Genomic DNA, 21857 nt, shown 5'->3' with positions numbered 1-21857 from the left:
CCAGTAATGCGCTGTTAGTTTTCTGTCCAATTGGTAATTAAATCGATCGCTCTAGCAATCAATTCTGCTTTTTGCGAATCAAATTCTGAATGAGGCATTTTTGCTAAGCGATGAATTGACTCAGTGAGAGAACGTGTTTCCCAGTCATCATCAATTCCTTTATCGGAAGTCACAATCGAAATTGAGATTGTGGTATTTTTCGACCATTTGGTAACTTCAATCGAATAATTACTCAGCTCATCATTGGTAATATCATAGCTTTCTTTGGTATAAGGAATTGATTTTCCTTGGTCATTTAGCCAAACTCCTTCTAATTTTTGCATTTGGAACTGACTCATATTCCCCTCCTAAAAAACTCAAAGCCACAAAGCAAAGCATTACAGAAAGTGAACCTGGGAGTTGTCCAGGCTCACTTTATTTGATGCTTCAAATTTTTTCAATTTCCTCAGAGGGCGTTACTGACTCTTGTTGATTGTCAACTTCTACTTCGGGCAAAGTTTGAAGATGAGCCCGTACAGCTTTCCGGGTTTCGGGTGAAGCAGATTCGAGAGCTTCAAGGAATGCTTCAGGATGTGAATGAATGTGTTTGTGAACAATTTCAGAATTAGTCAAATTAGTCATTTTTCAGTTTCTCAAATTCTATTAACTTCAGCACCCCAGCAATCCCAGTTCGAGCGTTGTTCCCTGGCAAACAACTCAATCCTCGACGGCTGCGACAATCGCCCCAATTCCTCACAACTCTCCAGTTTTTCTGCGAGTTGATTTGCGATCGTCCAAAACTCTTCCGGCTTCTGAGAATGCTTACCTCTCCGGGCTCGAATGATGTTGGGGATGTTGGTCAGACCGTGGGTACTAAAACTCCCTGGTTCGCCTTTGGTAGCTACCAGGAAGTGCTCAGTGCAGTTGCGCCCGTAGTGACCCATTCCGATGTGGGGTCTGCCATCCTTCGTGACCTTCTCCCAGGTGAAAGTCGATCGATGCGTAAATCCCCATTTCTCTAAGCACCGGAAGCCGAGGTATTGATGGTTGTTCGTCACCCACAACAGCACATAAGCGTGTTCGTGGGCGATATCATAAATTGGCATCTTCAGAATTTCTTCATCTTTCATGGATGGGTAGCTGCACCTGCCCCGGTGAGTTTTGTCGGCTTCTCGGAGAGAGAACCGCCACGGAGGATCGAGTACAATCAGTCGGTAATCCTTTTGCGGAATTGGAGGAAGATCGGGAAGAAACTGAAGTGCGATTAACAACTTCAGTTGCCCAATTCGATCGTCTACTTTGTAGTTAATTGCTGTCACGGACTTTCCTCATTATTGATTCTTGGTTTATGATTTCCAAGCCTGTGATAATTAACTGAAATGCGCTTCTAATGGCTTCTTCCTTTCCTAACAATGAATCAAAAGCCAAATCATAAATCATGCGATAGCTTTCTTCTGGTGTGACCTGAGCTGCTTTTTCAAACAGTATCGACACTAAAGTTTTTTCTGGAATAACACCGTGCATGGTTCCCATCCAGATTTTGACTGCAAATTGTACCTCGGATAAGTTGTTTGTTTCTGCTTCTCTGAACAGATTTTGGATAGAGACTATAAGTTCTGAAAGCATTGGCTCACGAGGGTTTAACATTGGTGTTAGTGCTAATTAGGGTTAATTGGATTGCTCAATGGGCGGGGAAATTAGTTTGGCTCTGCGACAACAGCTTGTTGGTAATGGATAATCAATCCATCAGCGATAAGCTTTAGGGCTGCTTCTATCAGAGAAGTGTCACCGTCTTTTTTCCGCCCTTCTTCGAGAAATCTTTCTAAAACCAGCCTCTTTTCTTCTCCTCTTAGAGGAGTTGAATGCTCTATCATCATGGATGCGATCGCCACATAGGGTTTTTCATCCATGATTGCACCAGTCAAGATTTCAACTGCAAAATCTCGGATTGAAATATTTTGGGCTTTCTTGAATATTTCCAACATTTCTTGGCGGAACTTTTGGTATTCTGCTTGATCTTCAGGTTCTATCATTCTGTCTCCTGAGTTTCATCCGGCTCATTCTCAACAACAATTTCCGGTGTAGAAATTGCAGCTAAAGAACAGCCATTTACTTCGTTGTAAATAGATTTTGTGCAAGAACTTGTAGGAAAATACAGTTTCCGATTGAATTGAAAATACATTCCCCGCCAAGTTAATATCAGGGGCAGTTCTTCAATGACGATCGACTTATGAGGTTTTGGTTCATCAATTATCTTCAGGACAACTATGTGTTTCATTTTTGAATTGTCCGATTTCGGCGTCTGTTTTTTGTTCAGTAGTTTGTTGAGTAGTTTGTTGGAAAATTTCGGTTTCTTTCCTCTGAGTTTCAAGACTCAATACCCCAAAGCGAAGCATTATCAGCTTCACTTGGGCTTTAACCATTAACACCACTTGCCAGCAACTATCACAACTTCTCCATTTTCTTCAGTTTGAGATTCAATGTTAAATCCTTGAGCTTTCAGTGCTGCCAGAGTGTTTTCCCGTGCATACCAAGGCAAAAGCTGTTCCATAAATTTCTTAGCATCTCGCTGGGAACCATCACGGGTTAAAAACTCGAATTCGTCTCTTTCTATCAGTTTGAACCCAAAGTCGTAACCACCCTGATAGCTTTGTTTGCGCCGAATGACAAACTCCGCTAGTTTACTGTTGCCGAAAGGGTCATGAATTTGAGCATTACTTTCTAGATAAGCCCCGGTCAGAATTCCATCAAGTCTAGATTCAATCATTTCCTGAAGAACTTGTTGGAGGACGATCGGATTCTTGATTTGAGTTCGGAGGTGAGTTAAATGTGACATCTAAATTTCCTTAGAGTTGGACAATGAACGAGTTAATCTTCAAAAGTTTTAGCAAAAGTTGCTCGTTGTGCGCCATCAATTTCAAGTTTTTTCACTTGTTTCGATCGGATCAGTGCCAGTCGCAAAGCTAGATTATTGTTCCGAAGTTGGTTGTAAATCCATCCAATGCAGGGGAGTTCGAGGTCGGCGGTAGAGTAATGGCAAGCCATGATTCGCATGGGGTTTGTGAGTTGGGAGACGACTTCCGAAAAATCAATGTCTGGGTTAGCGATCGTCTGATAGAGTTTCTGATGATTTTCTCGGCTATAGCCAGGGATTGTGTTTAAGTTTCTGTCTACTTTCCAGGGACAGTTTTTGCACTGCTTAGTTTGTGTTAGTTCCATGATTTTTGAGTGGGATTGGTTGGGAACGATTATTAATAACTAAACCGTTATAAATGAGTTGTACAGCCCACTGACTCTTTGCAATATTCTGGGCAAGTGTTTCTTTAGCTAAGAACCGGAGAAATGCCAGATTTTCGTCTTGAACTAGACCTGTAGCCAGATTAATCATTCGTGAGGCGATCGCCACATAAGGCGCTTCCTGCTTTACTGCATTTACCCAAATTTCAAGAGCAAAAACCTCCAACGTTATTTTGTTACTAATTGCTTCTGCAAAAATTTCGTTAACTTGGGCTTGGAGCGATCGAAGTTGTTCCTCTCTTGTAAGTCCTGTGTCCAAAGTCATGGCGATGCTCCTAATTTGTGTGAATGATGTAGTGCGAAAGTCTGTCCAGCAGCCAGTGGGGGAAAACTGGACAGACTTTTAAGATTTAGTTTTCGTCGGGCAACAGAAGGATTTTCTCTTGTAGATAAAGTTTGAGTTCTGGCAAGGGGAAATCGGTAAATGGAATCTGTTAAATAATCGCAGGTTTAGTTTCGGGGGTTGGTGAATCTTCCCAACAAGTCAATACCGCAGCATTGCCTCGTTTGGGCTTAATAAACTCATGTGCATTTCCGACATGAAGGAACCAAAGTTGAAACTCGGTTAATCGGTGAATTCTGTTAGCTCTGGGCTGATGAGAGCCGATCGCATCAAGCAACCAAAAGCATTGAGCATTCTCAGCCAAATATTTAACTCCGTCAGTGTAACAAAGCCCAAGAAAATGTCTGTAATATTGCTCACTTCCACAAAAATGTTGCAAATTCTGCAAAAGTGTTTCAGCATCCATCCTTGCCTTTGCCATAATCTGATTGCTAAATTAAAAACATCATTTCCTTACAGCGAAGCATTACATCACCATTTCAATTTCCTTTTGGTTCAAATGCTTCGGTTAATTTGTCATCAATAGCAAAAGCAATAATTCCGATCGCATCTCTCATCGCTGTTTCATCTCCCTGCTTAGAACGCAAAATCAGTAAAGGAATTCTGCTTTTATCAGGAAATACCTCATTAATCAAAATCAAAGCATTTTCGTTACCATCCAGGGCGGTAGACCAAATCACTGAGGCAAACGCCCAACTATTTATTACTTCTTTTTTACCTTCATCGGTATCGATCGTTTCCAAACTTGACAAAGGATGAACAAAATGGGGTTCCATATTCTGCCTCAATTTATGTGAGCAATTCCTAAATCAAAAGCAAAAAGCGAAGCATTTAACTTCGCTTTTTGATAACGATTAATTTTCATCAACCTGAAGGGGGGCAAAACGAGAATATGAAGTGGGTTGCGTGTGAACGTCAGGGATGCTGGCGGACTTAGCACCGGAGCGAATGGCCCAAGTTTTGAGTTCATCAATTTGCGCCTCGGCTATTTGTGCCAGAGGGACGCAGCCGGCGATCGCACCGAGTAAGTCTTGCTGACTGAACTCAACCCCGGCGCTGAACGCATTTTGCATCGCATCGAAGACGACTTGCTCAATCTCGGCACCTGAAAAATTTTTCGATTGCTCTGCCAGCAACTTCAAATCGAAATCGCCGGCATTGACTCGATCGGGTCGGACGCGGGTGAGGTGTACTCGGAAAATTGCTTCCCGCTCTGTGAGGTTCGGCAGATCAACCCAAAAAGTTTCATCAATGCGGCCTTTCCGAATCAGCTCGGCGGGCAAAACTTCGGCTCGGTTCGCGGTCATGACCACAAAGACTGGCGCGGTCTTTTCTTGCATCCAAGTGAGTATCGTTCCAAATACTCGCTGGGAAGTGCCGGAATCTCCATCCATGCCACTGGCGATGTTCGCGAAGGCTTTGTCTATTTCCCTTTGTGTTACGCCTACCTCGGTTCCAGGTAGGCTCTTTAAGTTTCCCCAAAGAGCAGAACATATCATAAATTATTAACTCCTTTCACGTTGATAGCGATCGCGTCGGTAACATTTTTCACACAAGCCATTACCCTTGTGCTTAATTGATGTTGTTTGGCAAGATTGGCAACAAAGATAATCAAAAGACCATTGTTCAAGAGGTTTAATCCGAGGGGACGGATTTTCTTCTCTTCTTGCAGATAGCTGGTAACAGTTAACGCAAAGTCCATTAGCGCCGTAGCGTTTTTCATTTGTGTTGCAGTTAATGCAGCTACTGTAGTTCTTTGACCATTTATCTAAAGTGTTATGCTCTCTGGCATGGCAGGCACGGCACAAAGTTTTGAGGTTTTCTAAATTGTTATTGGGATTCTTAGAACCTCTGCCATTTCCATCAATGTGATGAACTACTAGGTTGTCAGGAACTCCGCAGCAAGTACATTTGTAGTTGTCACGTTGTAAAGCGGCTTTACGATTTCCACCAAACCAAGTTTGTTCTCTCATTTTTTTGCTTAACTCTTTGCCACCTCGTCTTTGGTAAGAAGCTTGTTTGATAGCTTTTACTTTATCAGTATTCTTTAGAAAATACTGATTGTGATAGCAAACCAAACAAAGTCCTTTACCTATGTGCTTTCGATCGGTACGTTGGCAGTTAACGCAGCAATCATGTTGACGCGACCATTTCTTAGTACGATCTGTTGGCTTAATACAAGATTGAGAGCTCTTTGAGGAAGTCATGTTCGGATAGACTCTAATCATCAAATCCTCAAAGCGAAGCATTTCACAGGCGTTGACCTGACCTTGACTTGACCTTAAAAAACAGTTTGGAGTTAATAATCCCCGTGCGCTTCAGACTCCCTTGAGTCCTACGTCTTGCGACTGTTCGTTGAACCTTCCCCATGTCTATATGTTTATGTTTGAGGTTTAGGGGCTTGGCTGCTGATTGCCACATATTTTAGAATTTTCAAACCGTCACGCTTACCGTTTCTGATTACGTTGTGGTTTCTAAAACTTCGCGGTTTTCCAGCAATTCACACGGTTTAAACTGGACTAAGGTTTAATCCAGGAATAAAACGCAGGGTGCGATCGCCTCGACCAGTTTAATTACCTGTCGGATGCGGTTCTCGCTTTCACCGACCATGCTGCCGAACACACGACCGACATCGAGGCGCAGCAGAGGGAGTTTCCATTCCGTGGCGATCGTCTTGGCAAGCAGACTTTTCCCGGTTCCTTGAATGCCAGCGAGCAAGACACCTTTCGGGTTTGGTAAACCATATTCGCGGGCTTGGTCAGTAAAAGAGCGCGATCGAGATTTGACCCACTGTTTGAGAATTTCGAGTCCGCCGACGACTTCCAGACCTGATTCAAGTGGGATAAATTCTAGGATGCCCGTCTCGCGAATTGTTTGGCGTTTCTCCTCGATGACCGCAGCTAGAGCGGTACTATCGACTTTGCCTCGTTTACCACGTGCCAAACATTTCGCCAGGACACGAGATATCCGGCATCGGGTCAGCCCCTGGCAAGCTTTGACAAACTGCTGCCGTTGTTCCGCATTTAGTTTGAGATCTGGGGGTTCGACCAATCGAGTGAGCAATTCTGATATCTCCGCGATGCCTGGTAAGGAAATATCCACCACCGTCGTTTCTTGAGCGAGTTCTTGAGGAATTCGGAGTTGGTCGGACAGGATGACGAGACAGCGGCGGTCACGGGCAATTTGCCATGCCAGGTTTTTTAGTTCCCGGACGATCGCTAATTGATTCATTGCTATCTGCCCGTTGGCACCGGGGGCTATTAAACTCCCCAAATCCTTCATTACAAAAACAGTAACTTGCTCCATTGGCGGCGCTTTACTGATGCGCTCCAGTGCTTGCATCGGATTTCCCTTGCCTAAACCTGAGTCATTCCATCCCCTGGCAAAATCCCAGAAGTATATTTGTCCCTCTATGCCTTTGATTACTTCGCACAAGATTTCTTCGGCTGGTTCTTCTTCCGGGCTCACTACCCACAACAAAGGAAATCTCGCTAATAACATTAGCTGAATTTCTTTTTTTTGATCTATCATGTCTTTAATCCAATTATCAATTGCTAATTACTCTCTATCCAGCAGTGATGCGTACTTAATCCAATATCAAATGATTTGCCGAGCTAGTACGCAATCGAGCTTTTGAGCCACCAATTTTGCTACCTACAAGTCTTGAGCTACCCACTCAAGACTTATTAGCTCTCTAGCAATACCCATTCTCCCTTCTGGCTCAGTAACAGTAACAGAAACTGCTACTGAGCTTTTTGTTTCTGTTTCTGCTTCTGTTTCTGTTTCTCATTGCACAGCAACTTTTTGCCTTTTGGTTCTGGGAGCAGGTTCAAACGGCTTAGCTGGAGGTTCAACAGATTCAACAGACTCAACTGATTCTGAACTAGACTCAGAGTTAATGGGGTCAGAGTCAAAGCCAGAGTCAGAGTCAGAGTTAACGGGTTCTAAAAGAGGGTCAACCAAGTCTGAAATTGTTTCAGGAAGTAGTTCTGGGAGTATTTCAGGAAGTAATTCAGCTTGAGGTTCAGAGTGAGATTCAGATTGAGCGGCTTGAGTTTTAGCAAGACGTGCTTTCAAATCTTCAATTTCTCTGAGAGCTTCCGACAAATCAGCGTGGAGTGTTTCGTTTTCTACCATGAGCTGAGCATCTGTAACTGGCTCATCATCTGAATCATCTAAAACTCGATCGACTTGTAAAGCGCCACTAACTTTCTGTTGACTTTGCAGATTAGTGATTGTGCTCGAAGCCTCTTTAAGTTGCGCTCGAAGTTGTTCTAGTTGAGATTCAAGGACTTGTTTCTCACCAACTTGTGCTTGAAGAGTTTGAATTTGAGAATGAAGGTTCGTAACTTCACGTTCTCGTGCTTCGATTCTTCCTGTGAGTTGTGAAATTTCAGAGATTCGATCGCGGGCTGCCGTTTCAAATTCAGCAACTTCAGCCAACCGTTGTTCAGCGAGTGTAAGTTTTGCTTGTAATTCGTTACGATCTGCTTGTAGAGAGTCTAACCGATGACGAAATTCTTCAGAATCTGCCAATTGTTGCTTGTTCAGATTCATGTACGCTTCTTTGAGTTCGAGTTTCTGACGTTCGTACTCAGATTTGTAAAAATTCAGCTCCATTTCCATTTTCGGAAATCCTTGGAGTTGTTGGCGAAGAATTTCGTTCTCCTGAGCCAGCGATTTCATGCGATCGCCACTGATACTGGTATCCGCTTTTTGGTAAGCTAAGCGGTAAATGGCAAACCCCATTTGCTTCATCACCGCCAGGAATTCTTCAGGCACTTCGGATTCATCAAGCAATCCGTCGTCTACGGCTTCCAGCAATGCAGTTGCTAGGTCTTTTTCAGATTTTCCTTGTTTGAGGAGTGACAGATTTTCCGATCGCCATTCCTTGACCAGTTTGCATACTGTGTCCGTACTGCCTCCGTAACCGTAGATTTCTTTGAGGGCTGCGTTTACCGATCGAACTGCCACCCCTACCCGATTTTTCTGAAGCACGGCACAGGCAAAATCCACCATTTCCCGACTAATTCCTGTGTACCCTGTGTGTTGCTTCTTGTGATTATCTAAATCAAACCCAGACAAGTCAAGGCTGGTAAACGTTGTTGGTAGTTTTGCCATTGCTACTCATTGGTAAATAGTGCTACTAAGCTACTTACCAATATACACTATTTACCAATAGTGGTAAATACATTATTAAAAAGTAATAAGAGAAATAGAAGGATTCAGGAGGCAATCCGCTCGGCAATAACCTGGAGCACAACAGCAAGCTCCTCCTTTGAAATAGTACGAACTTGCTTTACAAGTTCTTGTAATTGGCTAGCTGTGCGCTCTCCAGCCAGGAATTGCTTAAATTCTTCAAGAGTTTCGCCTCGGAACTGAGCGATTCGTTCAAGATTTTCTACATCGGGAATCCCTTCAAGATTTTCCCAAGCTTTGATGGTGGGATGAGTTACGCTCAGCAACCGAGCAAAGGATCGGTACGAGCGATCGGCACGCATTTCTTGAATTATTTCAGCAAATCTTTTCCTGGTGGGAACATCCATCCGATATTTCTGAGATTGATTCGGGCTATGGCTTTCAGAGCTTTCCGTATCATTATCATTTTGGGAAGAATTTTGAGGGTTCTGAGAATTTTTCTGGCAGTCACTCGGAAGATGTTGCACCTGGGCATTTGACTGGGGAACTGCGGTTTCCATATTTGGATAATGGCCGTCCAAAAAACAAAATACGATCTGAGATGGGGTATCCATTTTGGTAAATAAGGTATTATGGTAAATACGCCTGGTAAGAGAGCTACCAAGCATCCTATTCGCAGGTACAGGGCACAGAGCACAGGGAAAGGTAAATAAGAAACCTCAAGCTAGTAATAGCTTAAGCCATAGCAGACATTGAGTTAATCACATTCTGAGTTGTTCGGAACCACCTTAGTTTGCTTTGAGCTGTTCAGGATTCTCAATCACCACACCCTTAAATGCTTTGCGGTCTTAGCCTGTCCTGACATTGAAACAGGTACTACGTCCGCCTTACCTTAGCGTAACAACTCCGTACCTACATTAGCAAAGCTCCATCATTTCTTTGAGCTTGGCATATTTTGCAATGCACGGGCAATGCACGGGCAACCACGCAGTCAGGAAATTTTAAGCGTGGACGGCTACCAATCTCTTACTCACTATTGCTTTTATATGATGACAGAATCACTAAGCTCAACAGTGTCAACTGTGTTAGCGGATACAAACAATTTGCCAGAGAAACCAGGGAAAACCAAGCGTACCTTATCTCTTTCAAAAGAACTAGACCACAAAGTTCGTGTTTTCGCAGCGCACAAAAGAATTAGTGTGGGTTCTTTAGTGGAAACAGCTTTAATTCTTTATTTCTCTTCTCAGAACATCTCTCAACAAAATACTGAAACTTAAGTATTAGAGAGGTTCTGATGACCATAAACGGATGGTGCCGTACCAACTATCACAAAGATGGTAAACGTCGTTTTGCGAAGTTGACGGACGGCTTATGCTGTGAATGTCTAGCCGATCGAATCGATAAAGCAATTACTGAAGCAGCCCCTGAACCACTCGCGGAACCTAAACAATCACAGCAACGAAAGAAGGAAATAGCTAATCGAAGAAAAATTACTTGCCTCCAACAGAAAATCATGGATTTAGAGGTAGAACGCGACAATCTAGATTCAGAAATTAACCATCTGCGATTGAAATTGCAGACTCTAATCAGCTCCTAAAACCAATCGGGAGTTGAAAAATCAGGAATAAAATCAGGAGCAAAGACGTGAGTAAGAAAATAGTGATCGATCGTGAATTAGCAGAAAAACATCTCAATTACCTGGGATATGAATCAGGTCAAGCCTACTTGAGATTTTTGTATCCTTCCACAGACGATCGTAAGAAGAAAGATAAAGGACGCAAAGTCTCTGACCTCAACTGGCAACAAATTGAACAATATCAAGCAGATGGGCGCGGTGTTTATGTAGTCATCAATGGCGCTGGCGGTACTGGTCAAACCGATGCTGATATTAAACAGTGCTGCGCTATTTTCTGTGAATGGGATGACATATCGCTAGCTGAACAGTTCGAGAAATGGAGTGAAGTCAGTTTTGTAGAACCGACATTCACAATATTTAGTGGTGGCAAGTCCATGCAACCTTATTGGTTGTTCGAGGAGTCTATTACCCCGGAGCAGTGGCGCGAACTGCAAGTGCTTCTCATTGAGATAATGGAAGCTGATGGAAGTAATAAAAATCCTAGTAGGATGTTACGCCTAGCAGGGGCTTGGCACATCAAACCCGATCGCCCACCAATCAAATCAGAAATTGTCAGTGAATCAGGTATTCGATACAATTACAATGATTTGCGGGAACGTCTTAGTAGATTATTCGCCGAGCTTGAGCAAAGAAGAAAGGAGGAAAAGGAGCGGAATCAGCAAAATTTACTCGATTTATTAGCCAATTCTAGTAGAGCGATAAGCATTGAAAATATCGCTAACGGTACAGGAAGTGCTGGCACTTCCACAGCGACACTTATAAAACCAACAGAAACTCTCCCCGCGTCAGGAACCAAAAAGATAAAATTCAAAGATCTTAAAGTTCCGGTGCCGATCGCCATACCCTTGGCTTCCGCCTTGGGGAAAGCCAAAGTTTATCTGAATGGAATCGAAACTCAAAGAAATACATCAATGGCAATGCTAGCCAGAGATTTACTTGGAGTTCAGGCCGAATTTCAGCGTTTAGGACAACTTACAGATGACGATGCTTATACATTGTTTTTGGATGCTTGTCGCCGTTGTTCACCCGGTGGCGGATGGGATGAGGATGAATGGCAGCAGATATGGAATTCGGCTGTTAAATCCAATCCAGTCTCCTCTATCAAACACTATATTCCTGATGGAGTAGAAGGCTGCATCAAAGGCGTGTACTGGCGCTTTCTGAAAAGTCAGCGACCCTTCGATTTAGATTTTCTACCTGAGTCTGCTTCTATTCCTGTTGCTGATTCTGTTGGTGAGCTAGAAAACCCAAAGTCATCGGCTTTTAACATTTTGGATTCTGATCACAAGATGATTCAGGATTACAAAAAGTTGAACCGACATTTTGGGAAACGAATCAGGTTAAACACACTCAGCAAACGAATCGAAATAGATGGAAAACCTGTATCTCTCGATCGAGTCCGGCTTCAACTCGCAATCAGACACGGAGTATTGACTCGATCGAGTAGAGAAGATGTCCAAGACATTCTAACAGAAATAGCTGTGGAAAATCAATACTCACCTATTCAAGAGTATCTAAATTCTCTGCCAATGGCTTCAGATACTTCCATTTTAGATACTTTGGTTCAAAGATATTTTGGTGTGGAAGGTGAACTTTATACAAAATTCATCCGAAAGACTTTAATTGGTGCTGTAAAGCGCGCCTTTGAACCGGGTTGCAAAATGGATACAGTTTTAATTTTGCAAGGACCTCAAGGATTCCGAAAATCTACATTTTTCAAAATCATGGCAGGCAAGCAATATTTTGACGATTCTTTAGGGACGGTTTCAGATAAAGATGAACGTCTAAAACTTCACCGAGCTTGGTTAATTGAATGGTCGGAGCTAGAGTCAATATTCAAACGCCGCGATGTCTCGGCAACCAAAGCTTTCCTCTCCTCTGGGACAGATGCTATTCGACCGCCATATTGTCGAGATACCGAAGATTTCGATCGACCCAGCATCATTGTTGCCACCACCAATAAGCAAGAATTTTTGGCAGATGAAACTGGCAACCGCCGATTTTGGATAATTCCGGTTAAACAAAAAATTGACACCAAATTACTCAGGCAAGAACGAGACAAAATTTGGGCTGCTGCGATGCTGGCTTATCGCTCTGGTGAAGAACCCTATCTTGATTTTGGAAATGATGAAGAAAAAGCCGAACAGTTAACAGAAGATTTTCAAACCTCTGACCCCTGGGAAGATTTCATCCTCAATTACATCGAGCACCGTGACTACGTTCAGTTGAGTGACCTCCTTAACCATCTCCAAGTCGATCTGAGTCGGCAAGAGCGATCGCACCAAATGCGCTGCTCGGCGATTCTCAAAAAAATCGGGTGGGAACGAGAATTCAGAATGATCGGCTTCAAACGGGTTCGAGTTTGGGCAAAAGTCGAGATAGATGAACTCGCTGATCAACCTCAAATTTTGAAAATCCCCTTAAAAATGGAGGTCGATCGCGAGGTTGATCTCCATGCTACGTCTGGGTTTGATCGACCTGATCAACCTGATCGTCCTGTTTCTGAAACTTTACTAATTCCTGATTCCCACCCTGATTTCCCTCCCTATTCCCCTGACCAAATCTCCAATCCAACGTCCGAGCCGACTTCTGAGCCGACCTCTGATTATGGCGAGAGTGCGATCGCCCAATCATGTGAACCGGTCGCAGATTTAGCAAGCAAGGACGCGCTGACCGATGCTGAAAAAGCAGCAGATTTAGAAAGTTTGGGTGAAAAGGTCGATCGGGTCGATCGGGTCGATCAAAACCTTACAGAGCAAGGCTTTGATTCCGATCTACCTTCTGAAATTGAGGTTGATCAGCAAAAAAATGAGGTCGATCAGCAAACTCAGCAACAAGTAGAGGAGGCAGAACTACTCGAATATATTCGGACAGTGCTCAAAGTTGGCGACCCCAAATTAGCCAGAAGTATCCAGGTCGTTCTCAAAGAAGTTTGCGGGGGTGGTGCAGCCGATCGCCAAAAGGTCTGGAACACGCTGACCGAAGCTGAAAAAGCCACCTTCACTGCATTACTCGCAGCTCCTGAACCCGAAACCCACGAAACTTCCGAACCCCATGAAACCATAGACGAACCAACCATACCAACATCTGAACCCACATCTGAACTTGTAGAGGAACCCGCAGAGGAGTCCATATCGGCCACACCAGCCGAAACTATAAGTGAACCGACACCAACATCAAATTCTGCGCCCACACCAACCACACCTGAACCCGTAGCCGAGCAATTAATTAGTGATGAAGATGCAGAGAAACTGCGAGAACTAGCACTGATTTGGTGGAATGAATACTACCCAGAACAACTGCAAGCTCTTCTAACACAAATGTACGGTTGGCAGACACCAGGGACTAAGTACGACGTGGCTGTGATAATTCAGTGGCTGGAGGGGGAAAGTGCGGAGGTTCGCGATCGAATCAATCAATTGATCACCCTCAAAAATCACAATTCTTCAACAGATTCTCTAACAGACAAGGAAAAAAGCAAGGAAACTGACTAGGAAACAGTAGAGATTATGACCAATGAAAGAACAGGGGAAGATGAAAGTCAATCAGATAAACTCTCAACTGAACTTACAGTTGAACAAAAGTTTAGCCTTAAAGTTTATTCTGAGCAGACTAAATCTCTTTCCGCTGAAGAGGCACAGATTTTGCTGATTGAAATGGTTCGTCGAAATATGATCCAGAGTAACATTATCAAACATCTCGTTAATTCTCAAGATGAATAAATCATCTAATTCAGGTTCTGATTTAGGTTTAATCAAATATTAAAGGAGGTAAATTATAAAGCTTTTGTAGTTTTTGAAGCATACTCAATTTAATGAGGAGATAAATTTTAGGATAGATTTGAAGAAGAAATAAAAAACAAACCGAGGAGTTAGCGATACCATCTGGTCTTTGTTTTTGTTGCAAGTTTTATTTGCAGCTTTGGGATTACGTTCTTCTCTATAGTCACTTACAAAAAAAATTAAAAGTTTCACCGTTCCAAATTCGATCGCACTCGCTGCAACAGTACCACAATCTCAGGGCTGCTTCATCGGTGCGGAGTCCTCTCCAAAACTTAAATTCCACATAGTCGAGGAAATGCTTGAGGTACGAGTCACACCGAGATTTCTGGACAATTGCCTTAATTTCTTTAAGAGTGGAAGGTTCGTGGCACTGGTGGGGAGGTACTGAAATTTGTAAGTTTTTTCAAGGATTTTCTAGAATTCCTCCAGCAAACCTAACGAGTAACTTTTTTTTCTTACCCCCATTCCCAAGAAGCCTCCATCAGCACAGTCCGCTCCCGTATCCTCATCGGCTTAAGCTTTTGTGTCTGGCAACCAGTCCCTAAATTTCTCAGTAACGTGTTCAGAAACAGAAAAATACGTTTTGTTTCCGAAAAACAAAGAAACGTGTTTCTGTAACCCAAGATGTTTAGCGATAGTAGAACGCTAGATTTTACGGCGCTTGTACCCGACAAAACGGTGAAAAAAGTCAGAAACAGAAAAAAATTTTTGTTTCTGGGGCCTGTACTTGGTGAGGAAGTCAAAATTACAATCCCAAATAATGTTTAATTTACTTGTAATACTTACTGTCTATAGATTTGAGGTATTAATGGTCGAGTAAGTGGGGAAGCAGAAGTAAATGATACTACTCGGAATTCAGGTGCAAGTGAAAGGAAGGAAGCAACTTCAGAATTGCCAGAAGTAGGCAAAAGCAACACTTTGAGCTTTACTTCACGACTACCTGAACAGGAACACTCGAAGGCTCTGGCAGCACTTTTACTACTTCTCTCGACAGCACAAATCTCTTCTGGGGAAGTGATTTGTTTGATGCCGCAAAATCCCGATCGAGTGCTGTGGTTAGGAATCAAATTAATTGATAAAAGTATGACAGCGATGATTAGAGATGTCCTAAACGGCCGAACTGGTGGGAAGAAGTTTCAACGAGGCAAAGTCTGCTATTAAGTTTTACAAAACCAATAGGGCGCATTCAAAGAATCAATTAACAGTTCCCTATTTTAACATAAAAAAGCCTGTATAATACAGGCTTTGAATTGGGAAGTATAAGTAACTTATTTAGACGATTCAGAGGCATCAGGAAAAATAGAAGAAGACTCTGGTTTTAGTCGTTTCCGAGTTCTTCGTTGGAATCGAAAAGATTCTCGCCCCGATTCACTGTCGTTTTGAAGTCGATCGTTTTCAGGTTGCTCTTTCCTTGGGTGTTTGCTTGAGTCCTGTCCTTTGTACTTAGAATTGTATTGAGTCGTGTTTGCTGTCGGATAGTCATGCGTTTTCGATGGTGCTTCCGTAGGTGGCTCATAATAAGGGTCGTTGTATGGCGGTGAATCATAAGGAGCAAAGTCTATTGGAAAATAATTAGGAGGTTTTCTAAGGCTGTTTGTATAGGGCGATTTGCCTTTATTTGCAACTATCCCTAAAGCGATTGTAGCCAATCCACCAATCAAAAGTCCATCATCAGAGTTAATTCTGTTCGTCACGACTAAAAGCTGGGCAACTCCACCAATAGTGCCGAAAACAGTGGCTAACAGATCTAAAAAAGTGTCGGGTGTTATTTTCATCGTCATAAATCAGTGTGTTCTTCTGGGTATAATTCGGGTCATCAAAAGCTGATTCAATATATTCAATCGAGCTTTTGCATTGGTAATTGGGCTAATGTTTCGATAGATAATTAATTGAAAGAGGCTAGAAAATATGATTTGCAATCGCTCCAACTTCCTATCAATTATCGTTGTTATTTCCCAAGTATGAAATTTTTTATCAGCTTTAATCTGTCTTGCAGCTAGATAAAAAATAAAGGATAATACTGCGAAAAATAGGCTAATAATTGAGACAAGTAAGTTAATACGTTCCATACACCCTTAGTCTTTACTAGCTCTGTTGATAAGTAATTAGCAAATTTTGAGCCGTAGTTTGTCATTTAACAAGCGATCGATTGCAGAAAATAAATTCTCATAGATTATTGGGCAGCAACAGCCAATCTATCTCCCGCAATAATAGTTGTCGGAAACACAAATCTCTCGTCAAATCTGTATCTCCGATCGGATTTTGCGAGATACATAAAGTCAAAATGTTCTTCAGAAAGCCGACCAACGAGACACCCAGCCGCAGCAGTATGGATGTCATGAATAGGATGATTCCAGCCGTGGTGCTGGTTTATGCCGTAGACTCCCCATTCGATCTGATCGCCTGTCCGCTTCATGTCGCGATTGTAATCGCGATGAATTTTAACTTCATCGATCTGCACTAAAGCCTCATGAGGACTTGACCATCCATGAAGGCCGACTTGCCAAGCTTTGTATTGCCCAAATCCGATTCGAGCAGCGCCGTTTGGATTCATGGGATTGTCGGTGTAATAAAATCCCGGTTCCGTCGTCGCTATCCAAATGCCTTCGATTACTGGCTGATAATTTTCAGTAAAGGCAATGATTATTCTCAAATCATTGAAGTAATTAGGTCGATCGTCATTTTCTGTTCCATTAGTGTCCGCTCCTTCTACATAGATTATGTTTTTCTCCGACCTTCCCCGGGAGATTTCATAATTTTGCTGTTCCATGTAGTCAATAATTCTTTCGGCAAATGTCTTCGCCATTTCACTTTCCTCGGATTAGATGTATTGTGCAAAACCCTTACACTGTTTGAGTGCTAGAGTGATAACTTCTTGAATTCATAGGGCAAAATCATGTTTGGTTCTGCCCAGATTCCTACTTTTTTTCTGTTAGCTGTTGCTGCTGCATTTATGATTGCCCGCAATAAATTTATTTCTCTCACATTGTATATGTGACGATTAAAGGGCAATCGAGAAACAGCCAAGCCAGACTGAGCCTGTTTTACCTGGACATTGTTTGATAGGAGTAAATTGTCGATGTAAACATCGCAAACCCACCTCCGGTATATATCTTGTTCATAGGGAATAGCTATCAGCGCTCTATTTTGAATTAAATTCATCAACGCTAATTTTGCTTTTTGTGCCCATTCCCAATGTTTTAGAATCAGTGGATCAGAGCTGTTTTTATCTGGTTTTTGAGACTCAGGTGTGTCGATCCACTGCGATCGGCAGATAATAGTTTGACTATCTGTACCTTTTGGAGATACTAATTCCAATTTGAAACTATCTCCATCGTAGATAAAACCTAGTTCAGCTTTGTAGGCTGTTCCCTTAATTATTTCCATGACAAAAACTCCTAAAACTTTATTTTAAATGAGCTTTAGGGGTTTATGTCATCAGTAAATTCCGATCAATTCGATAAATTTAAAAATTTATATACATAGGCTTTATCCATATTCTCTTAGCGTTTTTCCATCGTTTACCTTCGCCAGCCTCCAAAACTCTCCAGTGTCCGCGTCTCCAATGTGCAACAGGTGATGAATGAATTTTCTTTAGTTTTGTTTTTTCATTATCATCTTCTTGTTCTTCCAAAATTTCTTCAAGAATTTCTAAAGAATCGGATTGTGGAATAGAAAAACCTTTACCAAGCCAACGAGGAAATCGATCGACAGTTTTGGATTTGTGTAATTTTACTCCAAATCCTTTAGGAGATGGTAAGTCTTTTTTATCTATGTCGCTAACCAGAGAAGGAAGGAATTCAAGAGTCAACAGAATATTGATGACCAGATTCCTTAAACGTTTGATGAGAATTCTATCTTCAGGAGTAAGAGTATTACGCCCAATATTAGAGTTTTCATCATAAATCAAAGTATCTCCATTTTCTGTAACCGCAGTGCCAGAAGTCCACACAGTTTCATGACTATCTACTGTAGAGTATTGAAAGTATAAAGGGTAGCTTGATTTAAAAGGATGAATGGATATATTTTTCCATTTGCCGGAATTCCACTCAGGATGATTGATATTGTTACAGCTAATCGTCAAGTAATCGATCGAGGCTCCATCAGGGGCATAGATCGATCCTTTGGGTATGGCTAGCAAAAAAGTGGGTAGAGAGGGCTGCCATCCGCATAAAACCCCTGGTTTATGGAGAGCATCAGTCTGGTCAAACGCTTCAATTAACTCATGAGTTAAACAATACATCGGCGCTTTTTGGGCAAACCAGAGTGCGATTCGGTAGCTTTGGATAAACGCTGAGATGTCAACTTGTGCATATTCCAAATCACAGGTTGTTAAACCGATCGCAATTATTTGGCTCAGCACTTGCCAGCTTATGTATTCTGATGGCATTCGATAATTCATATCTTCTCTTATCCTTGCCAACAGCTCTTTGTTGATTTTCTCAAACATCAGCAAACTCTTGTTCCGATTCATCTGCGGTTGTAGAGTCAAAAATTTAGATTTTTTTGGCATAATGAAACCTTTAAATTAGTGTTATATTATATTGTAGTTTAGCTCTCTTTCTCTGCATACAATTACAATAATTTGTAAAAAATTGTAAGAAAATGGAAACATATTACAAACCGCTATATAAACCGAATCAGGTGTTTTATGCTTCAGGAAAAACAGCCATAGTAACAGGCTGGACTTTGAAAGGCACAGTAGTTAAAAAGAAACTGGAAGAGCATGAGTATGGAGCGATCGAGCAGCTCTACTCTGCCACACGCGGTATCAATTTCTTGTTGCGAAACTTACTCTGGAACCCTCATATCCGGCTTTTAATAGTTGTGAATGCTACGAAGGAAGATAAGAATTCAGGCGCAGTTCAGTGTTTGTTGGATTTCTTTCGGCAAGGTTTTGAAGAGGGAAAGAGTGAAGAGGGCGTTAAGTGTTGGAGAATAAAATCAAAAATCATTGGCTACATCGATCCTGAAATTCCGTTAGAAAATCTGCAACAGTTACGGAAATCGATCGAATGCCATGAAACCACAAGCATTACTGAAACAGTTACTCTAGCCAAAGATTTAGCGAAGTTGGGCGAGAAGCCGGAGTGGGCAACGCCGACGATATTCCCGTTGGTGGAGAACTTGCCGACGGTTCTCCCAGGTCAGCGCTACGGGCACCGGATAGAAGGGAAGACGATCGCCGAAACCTGGGTAAAAATCATCCACCGCATCAAAACCACAGGCGTGTTGCGACCTACGGGCTATGACGGACAGGTGCAAGAGCTGATCGATCTGATGGCTGTGGTCACGGACGAACCGCCCGAATTCTTCTTCCCGGAGCCGAATTATTTGCCGATCGATCGCCCGTTTCTGGAAGACTACATCCCGCAGATGCTTGAAGATGCTCCATACCATGAGGGAATCAAGTGTATGGTCAGCGGATGCGGTCATGGTTTGGGCGTGACCAAATTGAGCAGGTCATCGCCAAACTCATCAACGAGATTGATGCTGCCAGCGCCGTTATCAACCTCTGGGATTCTGGTTGTGGCAATTTATTTCAGCGACCCGACTATTCCTTCGACCATGAACACAGTGGGAGTCCGTGTCTCACTAACATCTGGGTGCGCGTCGTGGATGGGGAACTCTCATTGACGGCTACGTTCCGCAGCAATGATATGTTCGGTGTGTGGTCAGCGAATGCTATGGGGTTGCGTGCGCTGCAACAGTACATCCGAGATGCGATCGCTCGGCGTTCTGATTACGATTTGACAATGGGCCCGTTGGTGACGGTATCCCAGTCCGCCCACTTGTATGACGATACTTTCGAGATTGCTGATTGAGTCATCGCTGCTCACTACGATCGAATCTGCAACAGTCGGGACTATTTCGACCCAGCCGGTAACTTCGTAATTGAGCTCGTTACTGATGAACATGGTGGAAAGATTTCGGTAACTCAGATTCCGGGCAGCGGCAAAGCCGTTAGCTACTACTCTGGAGTAAACGCTCTGAAGTTAGTCCGAGAAATTGCTGCTGCTTCCCCTGCTATCCAAAGCGAGCATATTGGCTATCTCGGAGTAGAATTACAAAAAGCTGCTCAGTGCTTGAAAACTCAAACCACCTATACCCAAGATTTGTAAGATTATGAAACCTTTTTCCTTTAATGCAAAACCTGAAGAAGCTTTGCCAATTCACGGAAGTCTGACTATGACAGAGTTTAAGTCCTTTAATGCTAATTTGAACTCTACAGGTCATTCCTTCAATCCATTGGAGCGATCGGTTCCTACCTCAAACCAGTCTCAGACAATTGAATTTGAAGCACAATTAAAAGCTGACGGTATCAACCTTCATTAATTTTTAAAGATGTAAGACTTCGTTTTGATGAATTGAATTGTTGTTTATTTTACACAAAATCATGACAACTAAGGTATTGTTAGTAGATTTAGACGGAACAATCCGAGAAACCGCGTCGGGCAAAACGTTCATTAACGAACCCACAGACCAGAAAGCAATCGAAGGGGTTCAAGAAGCGATCGAACATCTGAGCGATAAATTCACAATTATCGGTGTCACCAATCAAGGTGGCGTGGCAGCGGGACATAAGAGTTTGGCTTCGGCAATCGAAGAACAGCGGATAACTTTGGAGTTATTTCCGCGCATCTCAGAGATATTTTTCTGTCCAAATGGGGGAGAAAGCTGCTACCAGGTGTCCCGTGGTAATGAACCGATCGAATTCAGTGCGCCGTTGTCCGGTGATGGTACAAAGATATCGTGCAGGAAACCGGGATACGGAATGTTACTTCTGGCATCCCGACCGCTGGCAGAGCCGAAAGATTGCATCATGATTGGCGATCGACAAGAAGATAAAGATGCTGCGGAGGCTTACAAGATTCAATTCTTTTGGGCATCAGTGTTGAAAAATCCAGAGGAATGGAGAAATGTCAAATAAGACGATTTACTTTTTGCAGTAAAACGCTTTTGAATTGGAGCTGGTTGCAGTTGTAGTAAGAGGTAAAATCCTTTGCTGCAACCAGTTTTGAAGTGCCACACAATTTGTTCTGTGGCCAGGCTAAGTTCCTAATACAAAAAGTTATCTAAAAACACAAAAAAGTGAAGTTACTGGCACGCTCTGCCAATCGTAAGGAAATAAAATCATGATAAATAAATTTTAACACTCATTGATATAGAACATACGCTCCTTAGGTATAATGAAGTAAAAGTATGTCATAATTACTTTGTTTTTCTGCATTTCCCTGGTCAGTCCGTAGCTGCTAGGGATTTTTAGTAAGCAACATTCAAAAATAGTTTTAGAAACAACTATTTGTTTATAAAACTGTTTTTGTGCTAGGTTAAAATTAAAAATGATAAACCCACCAATTCATTGAATCCAACAACTCTTTAGCCCTAACTATTATTTGAAAATCGTGAAAGTTTACTGGCTCAGAGCTAGAAAACTTAGAAATTCCTAAATCTAGACCTGCCTCATAACAAGCTTCTTGCCACGATTCCTGGCGAGTTTGAAAGAATCTACATCTATAGCAATCCTAAATCATTATCAAGACTATGATACAATTATATGCAATACTTGATTGTGACAATTAAAAATGGATAACTTACAACTGCAACAAAAAGATAGAGAAAAAGAAATAGCCCAATTAGAATCTTTCATTAAAAGCGATATCGATGCCAGAGAACTAAA

28 protein-coding genes and 1 pseudogene are annotated in these 21857 nt (G+C 42.4%); 9 read left to right on the top strand and 20 right to left on the bottom strand.

All coding sequences use genetic code 11. From position 1 onward, the window contains the following. Window positions 1–14: 14 nt before the first annotated feature. The 16 genes and pseudogenes from E5S67_RS22585 to E5S67_RS22505 form a co-directional block, all read right to left on the bottom strand. Window positions 15–338: a hypothetical protein gene (locus E5S67_RS22585; RefSeq protein WP_172190615.1), complete on the bottom strand. Its 324-nt coding sequence runs from the start codon at window positions 336–338 to the stop codon at window positions 15–17. A gap of 88 nt (window positions 339–426) precedes the next feature. Next, window positions 427–621: a hypothetical protein gene (locus E5S67_RS22580; protein WP_172190614.1), complete on the bottom strand. Its 195-nt coding sequence runs from the start codon at window positions 619–621 to the stop codon at window positions 427–429. A gap of 11 nt (window positions 622–632) precedes the next feature. Continuing rightward, window positions 633–1298 carry an MT-A70 family methyltransferase gene (locus tag E5S67_RS22575; protein ID WP_216670649.1) on the bottom strand — a complete coding sequence of 222 codons (666 nt, stop codon included), beginning with the start codon at window positions 1296–1298 and terminating at the stop codon, window positions 633–635. Then, window positions 1285–1605, bottom strand: a complete 321-nt coding sequence (locus E5S67_RS22570) for a hypothetical protein (RefSeq protein WP_216670648.1) — start codon at window positions 1603–1605, stop codon at window positions 1285–1287. Before E5S67_RS22570 ends, E5S67_RS22575 begins: the two co-directional genes overlap by 14 nt. Window positions 1606–1676: 71 nt before the next feature. Further along, window positions 1677–2012: a hypothetical protein gene (locus E5S67_RS22565; protein ID WP_172190612.1), complete on the bottom strand. Its 336-nt coding sequence runs from the start codon at window positions 2010–2012 to the stop codon at window positions 1677–1679. Continuing rightward, window positions 2009–2257 carry a hypothetical protein gene (locus tag E5S67_RS22560; protein WP_172190611.1) on the bottom strand — a complete coding sequence of 83 codons (249 nt, stop codon included), beginning with the start codon at window positions 2255–2257 and terminating at the stop codon, window positions 2009–2011. Before E5S67_RS22560 ends, E5S67_RS22565 begins: the two co-directional genes overlap by 4 nt. Before the next feature lie 144 nt (window positions 2258–2401). Beyond that, complete coding sequence (locus tag E5S67_RS22550; RefSeq protein ID WP_172190609.1) at window positions 2402–2815, bottom strand: DUF1257 domain-containing protein; 414 nt, start codon at window positions 2813–2815, stop codon at window positions 2402–2404. Window positions 2816–2847: 32 nt separating this feature from the next. Beyond that, on the bottom strand, window positions 2848–3198 hold the full coding sequence (locus E5S67_RS22545) for a DUF6283 family protein (RefSeq protein WP_172190608.1): 351 nt from the start codon (window positions 3196–3198) through the stop codon (window positions 2848–2850). After that, window positions 3179–3541 carry a hypothetical protein gene (locus E5S67_RS22540; protein WP_172190607.1) on the bottom strand — a complete coding sequence of 121 codons (363 nt, stop codon included), beginning with the start codon at window positions 3539–3541 and terminating at the stop codon, window positions 3179–3181. Before E5S67_RS22540 ends, E5S67_RS22545 begins: the two co-directional genes overlap by 20 nt. Window positions 3542–3626: 85 nt before the next feature. Next, window positions 3627–4025: pseudogene (locus E5S67_RS22535) on the bottom strand (DUF6876 family protein). A gap of 73 nt (window positions 4026–4098) precedes the next feature. Then, window positions 4099–4395 (bottom strand): hypothetical protein, encoded by a 297-nt coding sequence (locus tag E5S67_RS22530; protein WP_172190606.1) that lies wholly within the window; start codon window positions 4393–4395, stop codon window positions 4099–4101. Between the two features lie 78 nt (window positions 4396–4473). After that, window positions 4474–5118: an AAA family ATPase gene (locus E5S67_RS22525; RefSeq protein ID WP_172190605.1), complete on the bottom strand. Its 645-nt coding sequence runs from the start codon at window positions 5116–5118 to the stop codon at window positions 4474–4476. Window positions 5119–5124: 6 nt separating this feature from the next. Beyond that, window positions 5125–5826 carry an HNH endonuclease gene (locus tag E5S67_RS22520; protein WP_216670646.1) on the bottom strand — a complete coding sequence of 234 codons (702 nt, stop codon included), beginning with the start codon at window positions 5824–5826 and terminating at the stop codon, window positions 5125–5127. A 319-nt stretch (window positions 5827–6145) separates the two neighbouring features. After that, window positions 6146–7150, bottom strand: coding sequence for an AAA family ATPase (locus E5S67_RS22515; RefSeq protein ID WP_172190603.1), 1005 nt, complete (start codon window positions 7148–7150; stop codon window positions 6146–6148). 255 nt (window positions 7151–7405) lie between these two features. Continuing rightward, window positions 7406–8740 carry a hypothetical protein gene (locus E5S67_RS32625; RefSeq protein WP_216670645.1) on the bottom strand — a complete coding sequence of 445 codons (1335 nt, stop codon included), beginning with the start codon at window positions 8738–8740 and terminating at the stop codon, window positions 7406–7408. A 104-nt stretch (window positions 8741–8844) separates the two neighbouring features. Next, window positions 8845–9372 carry a helix-turn-helix domain-containing protein gene (locus tag E5S67_RS22505; RefSeq protein WP_216670644.1) on the bottom strand — a complete coding sequence of 176 codons (528 nt, stop codon included), beginning with the start codon at window positions 9370–9372 and terminating at the stop codon, window positions 8845–8847. Between the two features lie 680 nt (window positions 9373–10052). Between E5S67_RS22505 and E5S67_RS32620 the strand changes: the two genes are divergently transcribed. From E5S67_RS32620 to E5S67_RS22490, 4 genes are all read left to right on the top strand, one after another. Further along, a complete protein-coding gene (locus E5S67_RS32620) occupies window positions 10053–10355 on the top strand; it encodes a hypothetical protein (RefSeq protein WP_216670643.1) in 303 nt (100 codons plus the stop codon). A 47-nt stretch (window positions 10356–10402) separates the two neighbouring features. Next, window positions 10403–13888 carry a VapE domain-containing protein gene (locus tag E5S67_RS22500; RefSeq protein WP_172190601.1) on the top strand — a complete coding sequence of 1162 codons (3486 nt, stop codon included), beginning with the start codon at window positions 10403–10405 and terminating at the stop codon, window positions 13886–13888. 15 nt (window positions 13889–13903) lie between these two features. Continuing rightward, window positions 13904–14116, top strand: a complete 213-nt coding sequence (locus tag E5S67_RS22495; RefSeq protein WP_172190600.1) for an NblA/ycf18 family protein — start codon at window positions 13904–13906, stop codon at window positions 14114–14116. A gap of 951 nt (window positions 14117–15067) precedes the next feature. Then, window positions 15068–15337 (top strand): hypothetical protein, encoded by a 270-nt coding sequence (locus E5S67_RS22490; RefSeq protein ID WP_216670642.1) that lies wholly within the window; start codon window positions 15068–15070, stop codon window positions 15335–15337. Between the two features lie 107 nt (window positions 15338–15444). On the opposite strand, the gene E5S67_RS22485 is transcribed toward E5S67_RS22490, so the two are convergent. The 4 genes from E5S67_RS22485 to E5S67_RS22470 all read right to left on the bottom strand — a co-directional run bounded on the left by E5S67_RS22485 (window position 15445) and on the right by E5S67_RS22470 (window position 18689). Further along, a complete protein-coding gene (locus E5S67_RS22485; protein ID WP_172190598.1) occupies window positions 15445–15957 on the bottom strand; it encodes a hypothetical protein in 513 nt (170 codons plus the stop codon). A 392-nt stretch (window positions 15958–16349) separates the two neighbouring features. Beyond that, complete coding sequence (locus tag E5S67_RS22480; protein ID WP_172190597.1) at window positions 16350–16982, bottom strand: hypothetical protein; 633 nt, start codon at window positions 16980–16982, stop codon at window positions 16350–16352. A gap of 53 nt (window positions 16983–17035) precedes the next feature. Beyond that, window positions 17036–17563, bottom strand: a complete 528-nt coding sequence (locus E5S67_RS22475; RefSeq protein ID WP_172190596.1) for a thermonuclease family protein — start codon at window positions 17561–17563, stop codon at window positions 17036–17038. A gap of 79 nt (window positions 17564–17642) precedes the next feature. Then, window positions 17643–18689: an AcrVA2 family anti-CRISPR protein gene (locus E5S67_RS22470; protein ID WP_172190595.1), complete on the bottom strand. Its 1047-nt coding sequence runs from the start codon at window positions 18687–18689 to the stop codon at window positions 17643–17645. 577 nt (window positions 18690–19266) lie between these two features. Here E5S67_RS22470 and E5S67_RS33575 point away from each other — a divergent pair. The 5 genes from E5S67_RS33575 (at window position 19267) to E5S67_RS22455 (ending at window position 21107) form a co-directional block, all read left to right on the top strand. Further along, a complete protein-coding gene (locus E5S67_RS33575) occupies window positions 19267–19428 on the top strand; it encodes a hypothetical protein (protein WP_246276927.1) in 162 nt (53 codons plus the stop codon). Between the two features lie 174 nt (window positions 19429–19602). Beyond that, window positions 19603–20001 carry a thymidylate synthase gene (locus E5S67_RS33570; protein ID WP_246276926.1) on the top strand — a complete coding sequence of 133 codons (399 nt, stop codon included), beginning with the start codon at window positions 19603–19605 and terminating at the stop codon, window positions 19999–20001. Between the two features lie 3 nt (window positions 20002–20004). Next, complete coding sequence (locus E5S67_RS34835) at window positions 20005–20298, top strand: DUF4346 domain-containing protein (protein WP_422614762.1); 294 nt, start codon at window positions 20005–20007, stop codon at window positions 20296–20298. A 4-nt stretch (window positions 20299–20302) separates the two neighbouring features. After that, on the top strand, window positions 20303–20512 hold the full coding sequence (locus E5S67_RS22460) for a hypothetical protein (RefSeq protein WP_172190594.1): 210 nt from the start codon (window positions 20303–20305) through the stop codon (window positions 20510–20512). Between the two features lie 61 nt (window positions 20513–20573). After that, window positions 20574–21107, top strand: coding sequence for an HAD-IIIA family hydrolase (locus E5S67_RS22455; protein WP_172190593.1), 534 nt, complete (start codon window positions 20574–20576; stop codon window positions 21105–21107). The last annotated feature ends 750 nt before the right edge of the window (window positions 21108–21857 follow it).

This window comes from Microcoleus asticus IPMA8, assembly GCF_013179805.1.
Lineage (GTDB): Bacteria > Cyanobacteriota > Cyanobacteriia > Cyanobacteriales > Microcoleaceae > Microcoleus > Microcoleus asticus.
The sequence above is the reverse complement of the archived record's forward strand: the minus strand, read 5'-3'. Positions and strand labels throughout refer to the sequence as shown.

Bases quoted from the DNA above. Each gene is read 5' to 3' on its own strand.
- E5S67_RS22525 (WP_172190605.1), bottom strand. From the start codon at position 5,118: ATGATATGTTCTGCTCTTTGGGGAAACTTAAAGAGCCTACCTGGAACC.
- E5S67_RS22560 (WP_172190611.1), bottom strand. From the start codon at position 2,257: ATGAAACACATAGTTGTCCTGAAGATAATTGATGAACCAAAACCTCAT.
- E5S67_RS22585 (WP_172190615.1), bottom strand. From the start codon at position 338: ATGAGTCAGTTCCAAATGCAAAAATTAGAAGGAGTTTGGCTAAATGAC.
- E5S67_RS22520 (WP_216670646.1), bottom strand. From the start codon at position 5,826: ATGACTTCCTCAAAGAGCTCTCAATCTTGTATTAAGCCAACAGATCGT.
- E5S67_RS22540 (WP_172190607.1), bottom strand. From the start codon at position 3,541: ATGACTTTGGACACAGGACTTACAAGAGAGGAACAACTTCGATCGCTC.
- E5S67_RS32625 (WP_216670645.1), bottom strand. From the start codon at position 8,740: ATGGCAAAACTACCAACAACGTTTACCAGCCTTGACTTGTCTGGGTTT.
- E5S67_RS22580 (WP_172190614.1), bottom strand. From the start codon at position 621: ATGACTAATTTGACTAATTCTGAAATTGTTCACAAACACATTCATTCA.
- E5S67_RS22570 (WP_216670648.1), bottom strand. From the start codon at position 1,605: ATGCTTTCAGAACTTATAGTCTCTATCCAAAATCTGTTCAGAGAAGCA.
- E5S67_RS22470 (WP_172190595.1), bottom strand. From the start codon at position 18,689: ATGCCAAAAAAATCTAAATTTTTGACTCTACAACCGCAGATGAATCGG.
- E5S67_RS22485 (WP_172190598.1), bottom strand. From the start codon at position 15,957: ATGACGATGAAAATAACACCCGACACTTTTTTAGATCTGTTAGCCACT.
- E5S67_RS22550 (WP_172190609.1), bottom strand. From the start codon at position 2,815: ATGTCACATTTAACTCACCTCCGAACTCAAATCAAGAATCCGATCGTC.
- E5S67_RS22545 (WP_172190608.1), bottom strand. From the start codon at position 3,198: ATGGAACTAACACAAACTAAGCAGTGCAAAAACTGTCCCTGGAAAGTA.
- E5S67_RS32620 (WP_216670643.1), top strand. From the start codon at position 10,053: ATGACCATAAACGGATGGTGCCGTACCAACTATCACAAAGATGGTAAA.
- E5S67_RS22455 (WP_172190593.1), top strand. From the start codon at position 20,574: ATGACAACTAAGGTATTGTTAGTAGATTTAGACGGAACAATCCGAGAA.
- E5S67_RS22475 (WP_172190596.1), bottom strand. From the start codon at position 17,563: ATGGAAATAATTAAGGGAACAGCCTACAAAGCTGAACTAGGTTTTATC.
- E5S67_RS22565 (WP_172190612.1), bottom strand. From the start codon at position 2,012: ATGATAGAACCTGAAGATCAAGCAGAATACCAAAAGTTCCGCCAAGAA.
- E5S67_RS33570 (WP_246276926.1), top strand. From the start codon at position 19,603: ATGCGGTCATGGTTTGGGCGTGACCAAATTGAGCAGGTCATCGCCAAA.
- E5S67_RS22505 (WP_216670644.1), bottom strand. From the start codon at position 9,372: ATGGATACCCCATCTCAGATCGTATTTTGTTTTTTGGACGGCCATTAT.
- E5S67_RS22460 (WP_172190594.1), top strand. From the start codon at position 20,303: ATGAAACCTTTTTCCTTTAATGCAAAACCTGAAGAAGCTTTGCCAATT.
- E5S67_RS22530 (WP_172190606.1), bottom strand. From the start codon at position 4,395: ATGGAACCCCATTTTGTTCATCCTTTGTCAAGTTTGGAAACGATCGAT.
- E5S67_RS22515 (WP_172190603.1), bottom strand. From the start codon at position 7,150: ATGATAGATCAAAAAAAAGAAATTCAGCTAATGTTATTAGCGAGATTT.
- E5S67_RS22495 (WP_172190600.1), top strand. From the start codon at position 13,904: ATGACCAATGAAAGAACAGGGGAAGATGAAAGTCAATCAGATAAACTC.
- E5S67_RS22480 (WP_172190597.1), bottom strand. From the start codon at position 16,982: ATGGCGAAGACATTTGCCGAAAGAATTATTGACTACATGGAACAGCAA.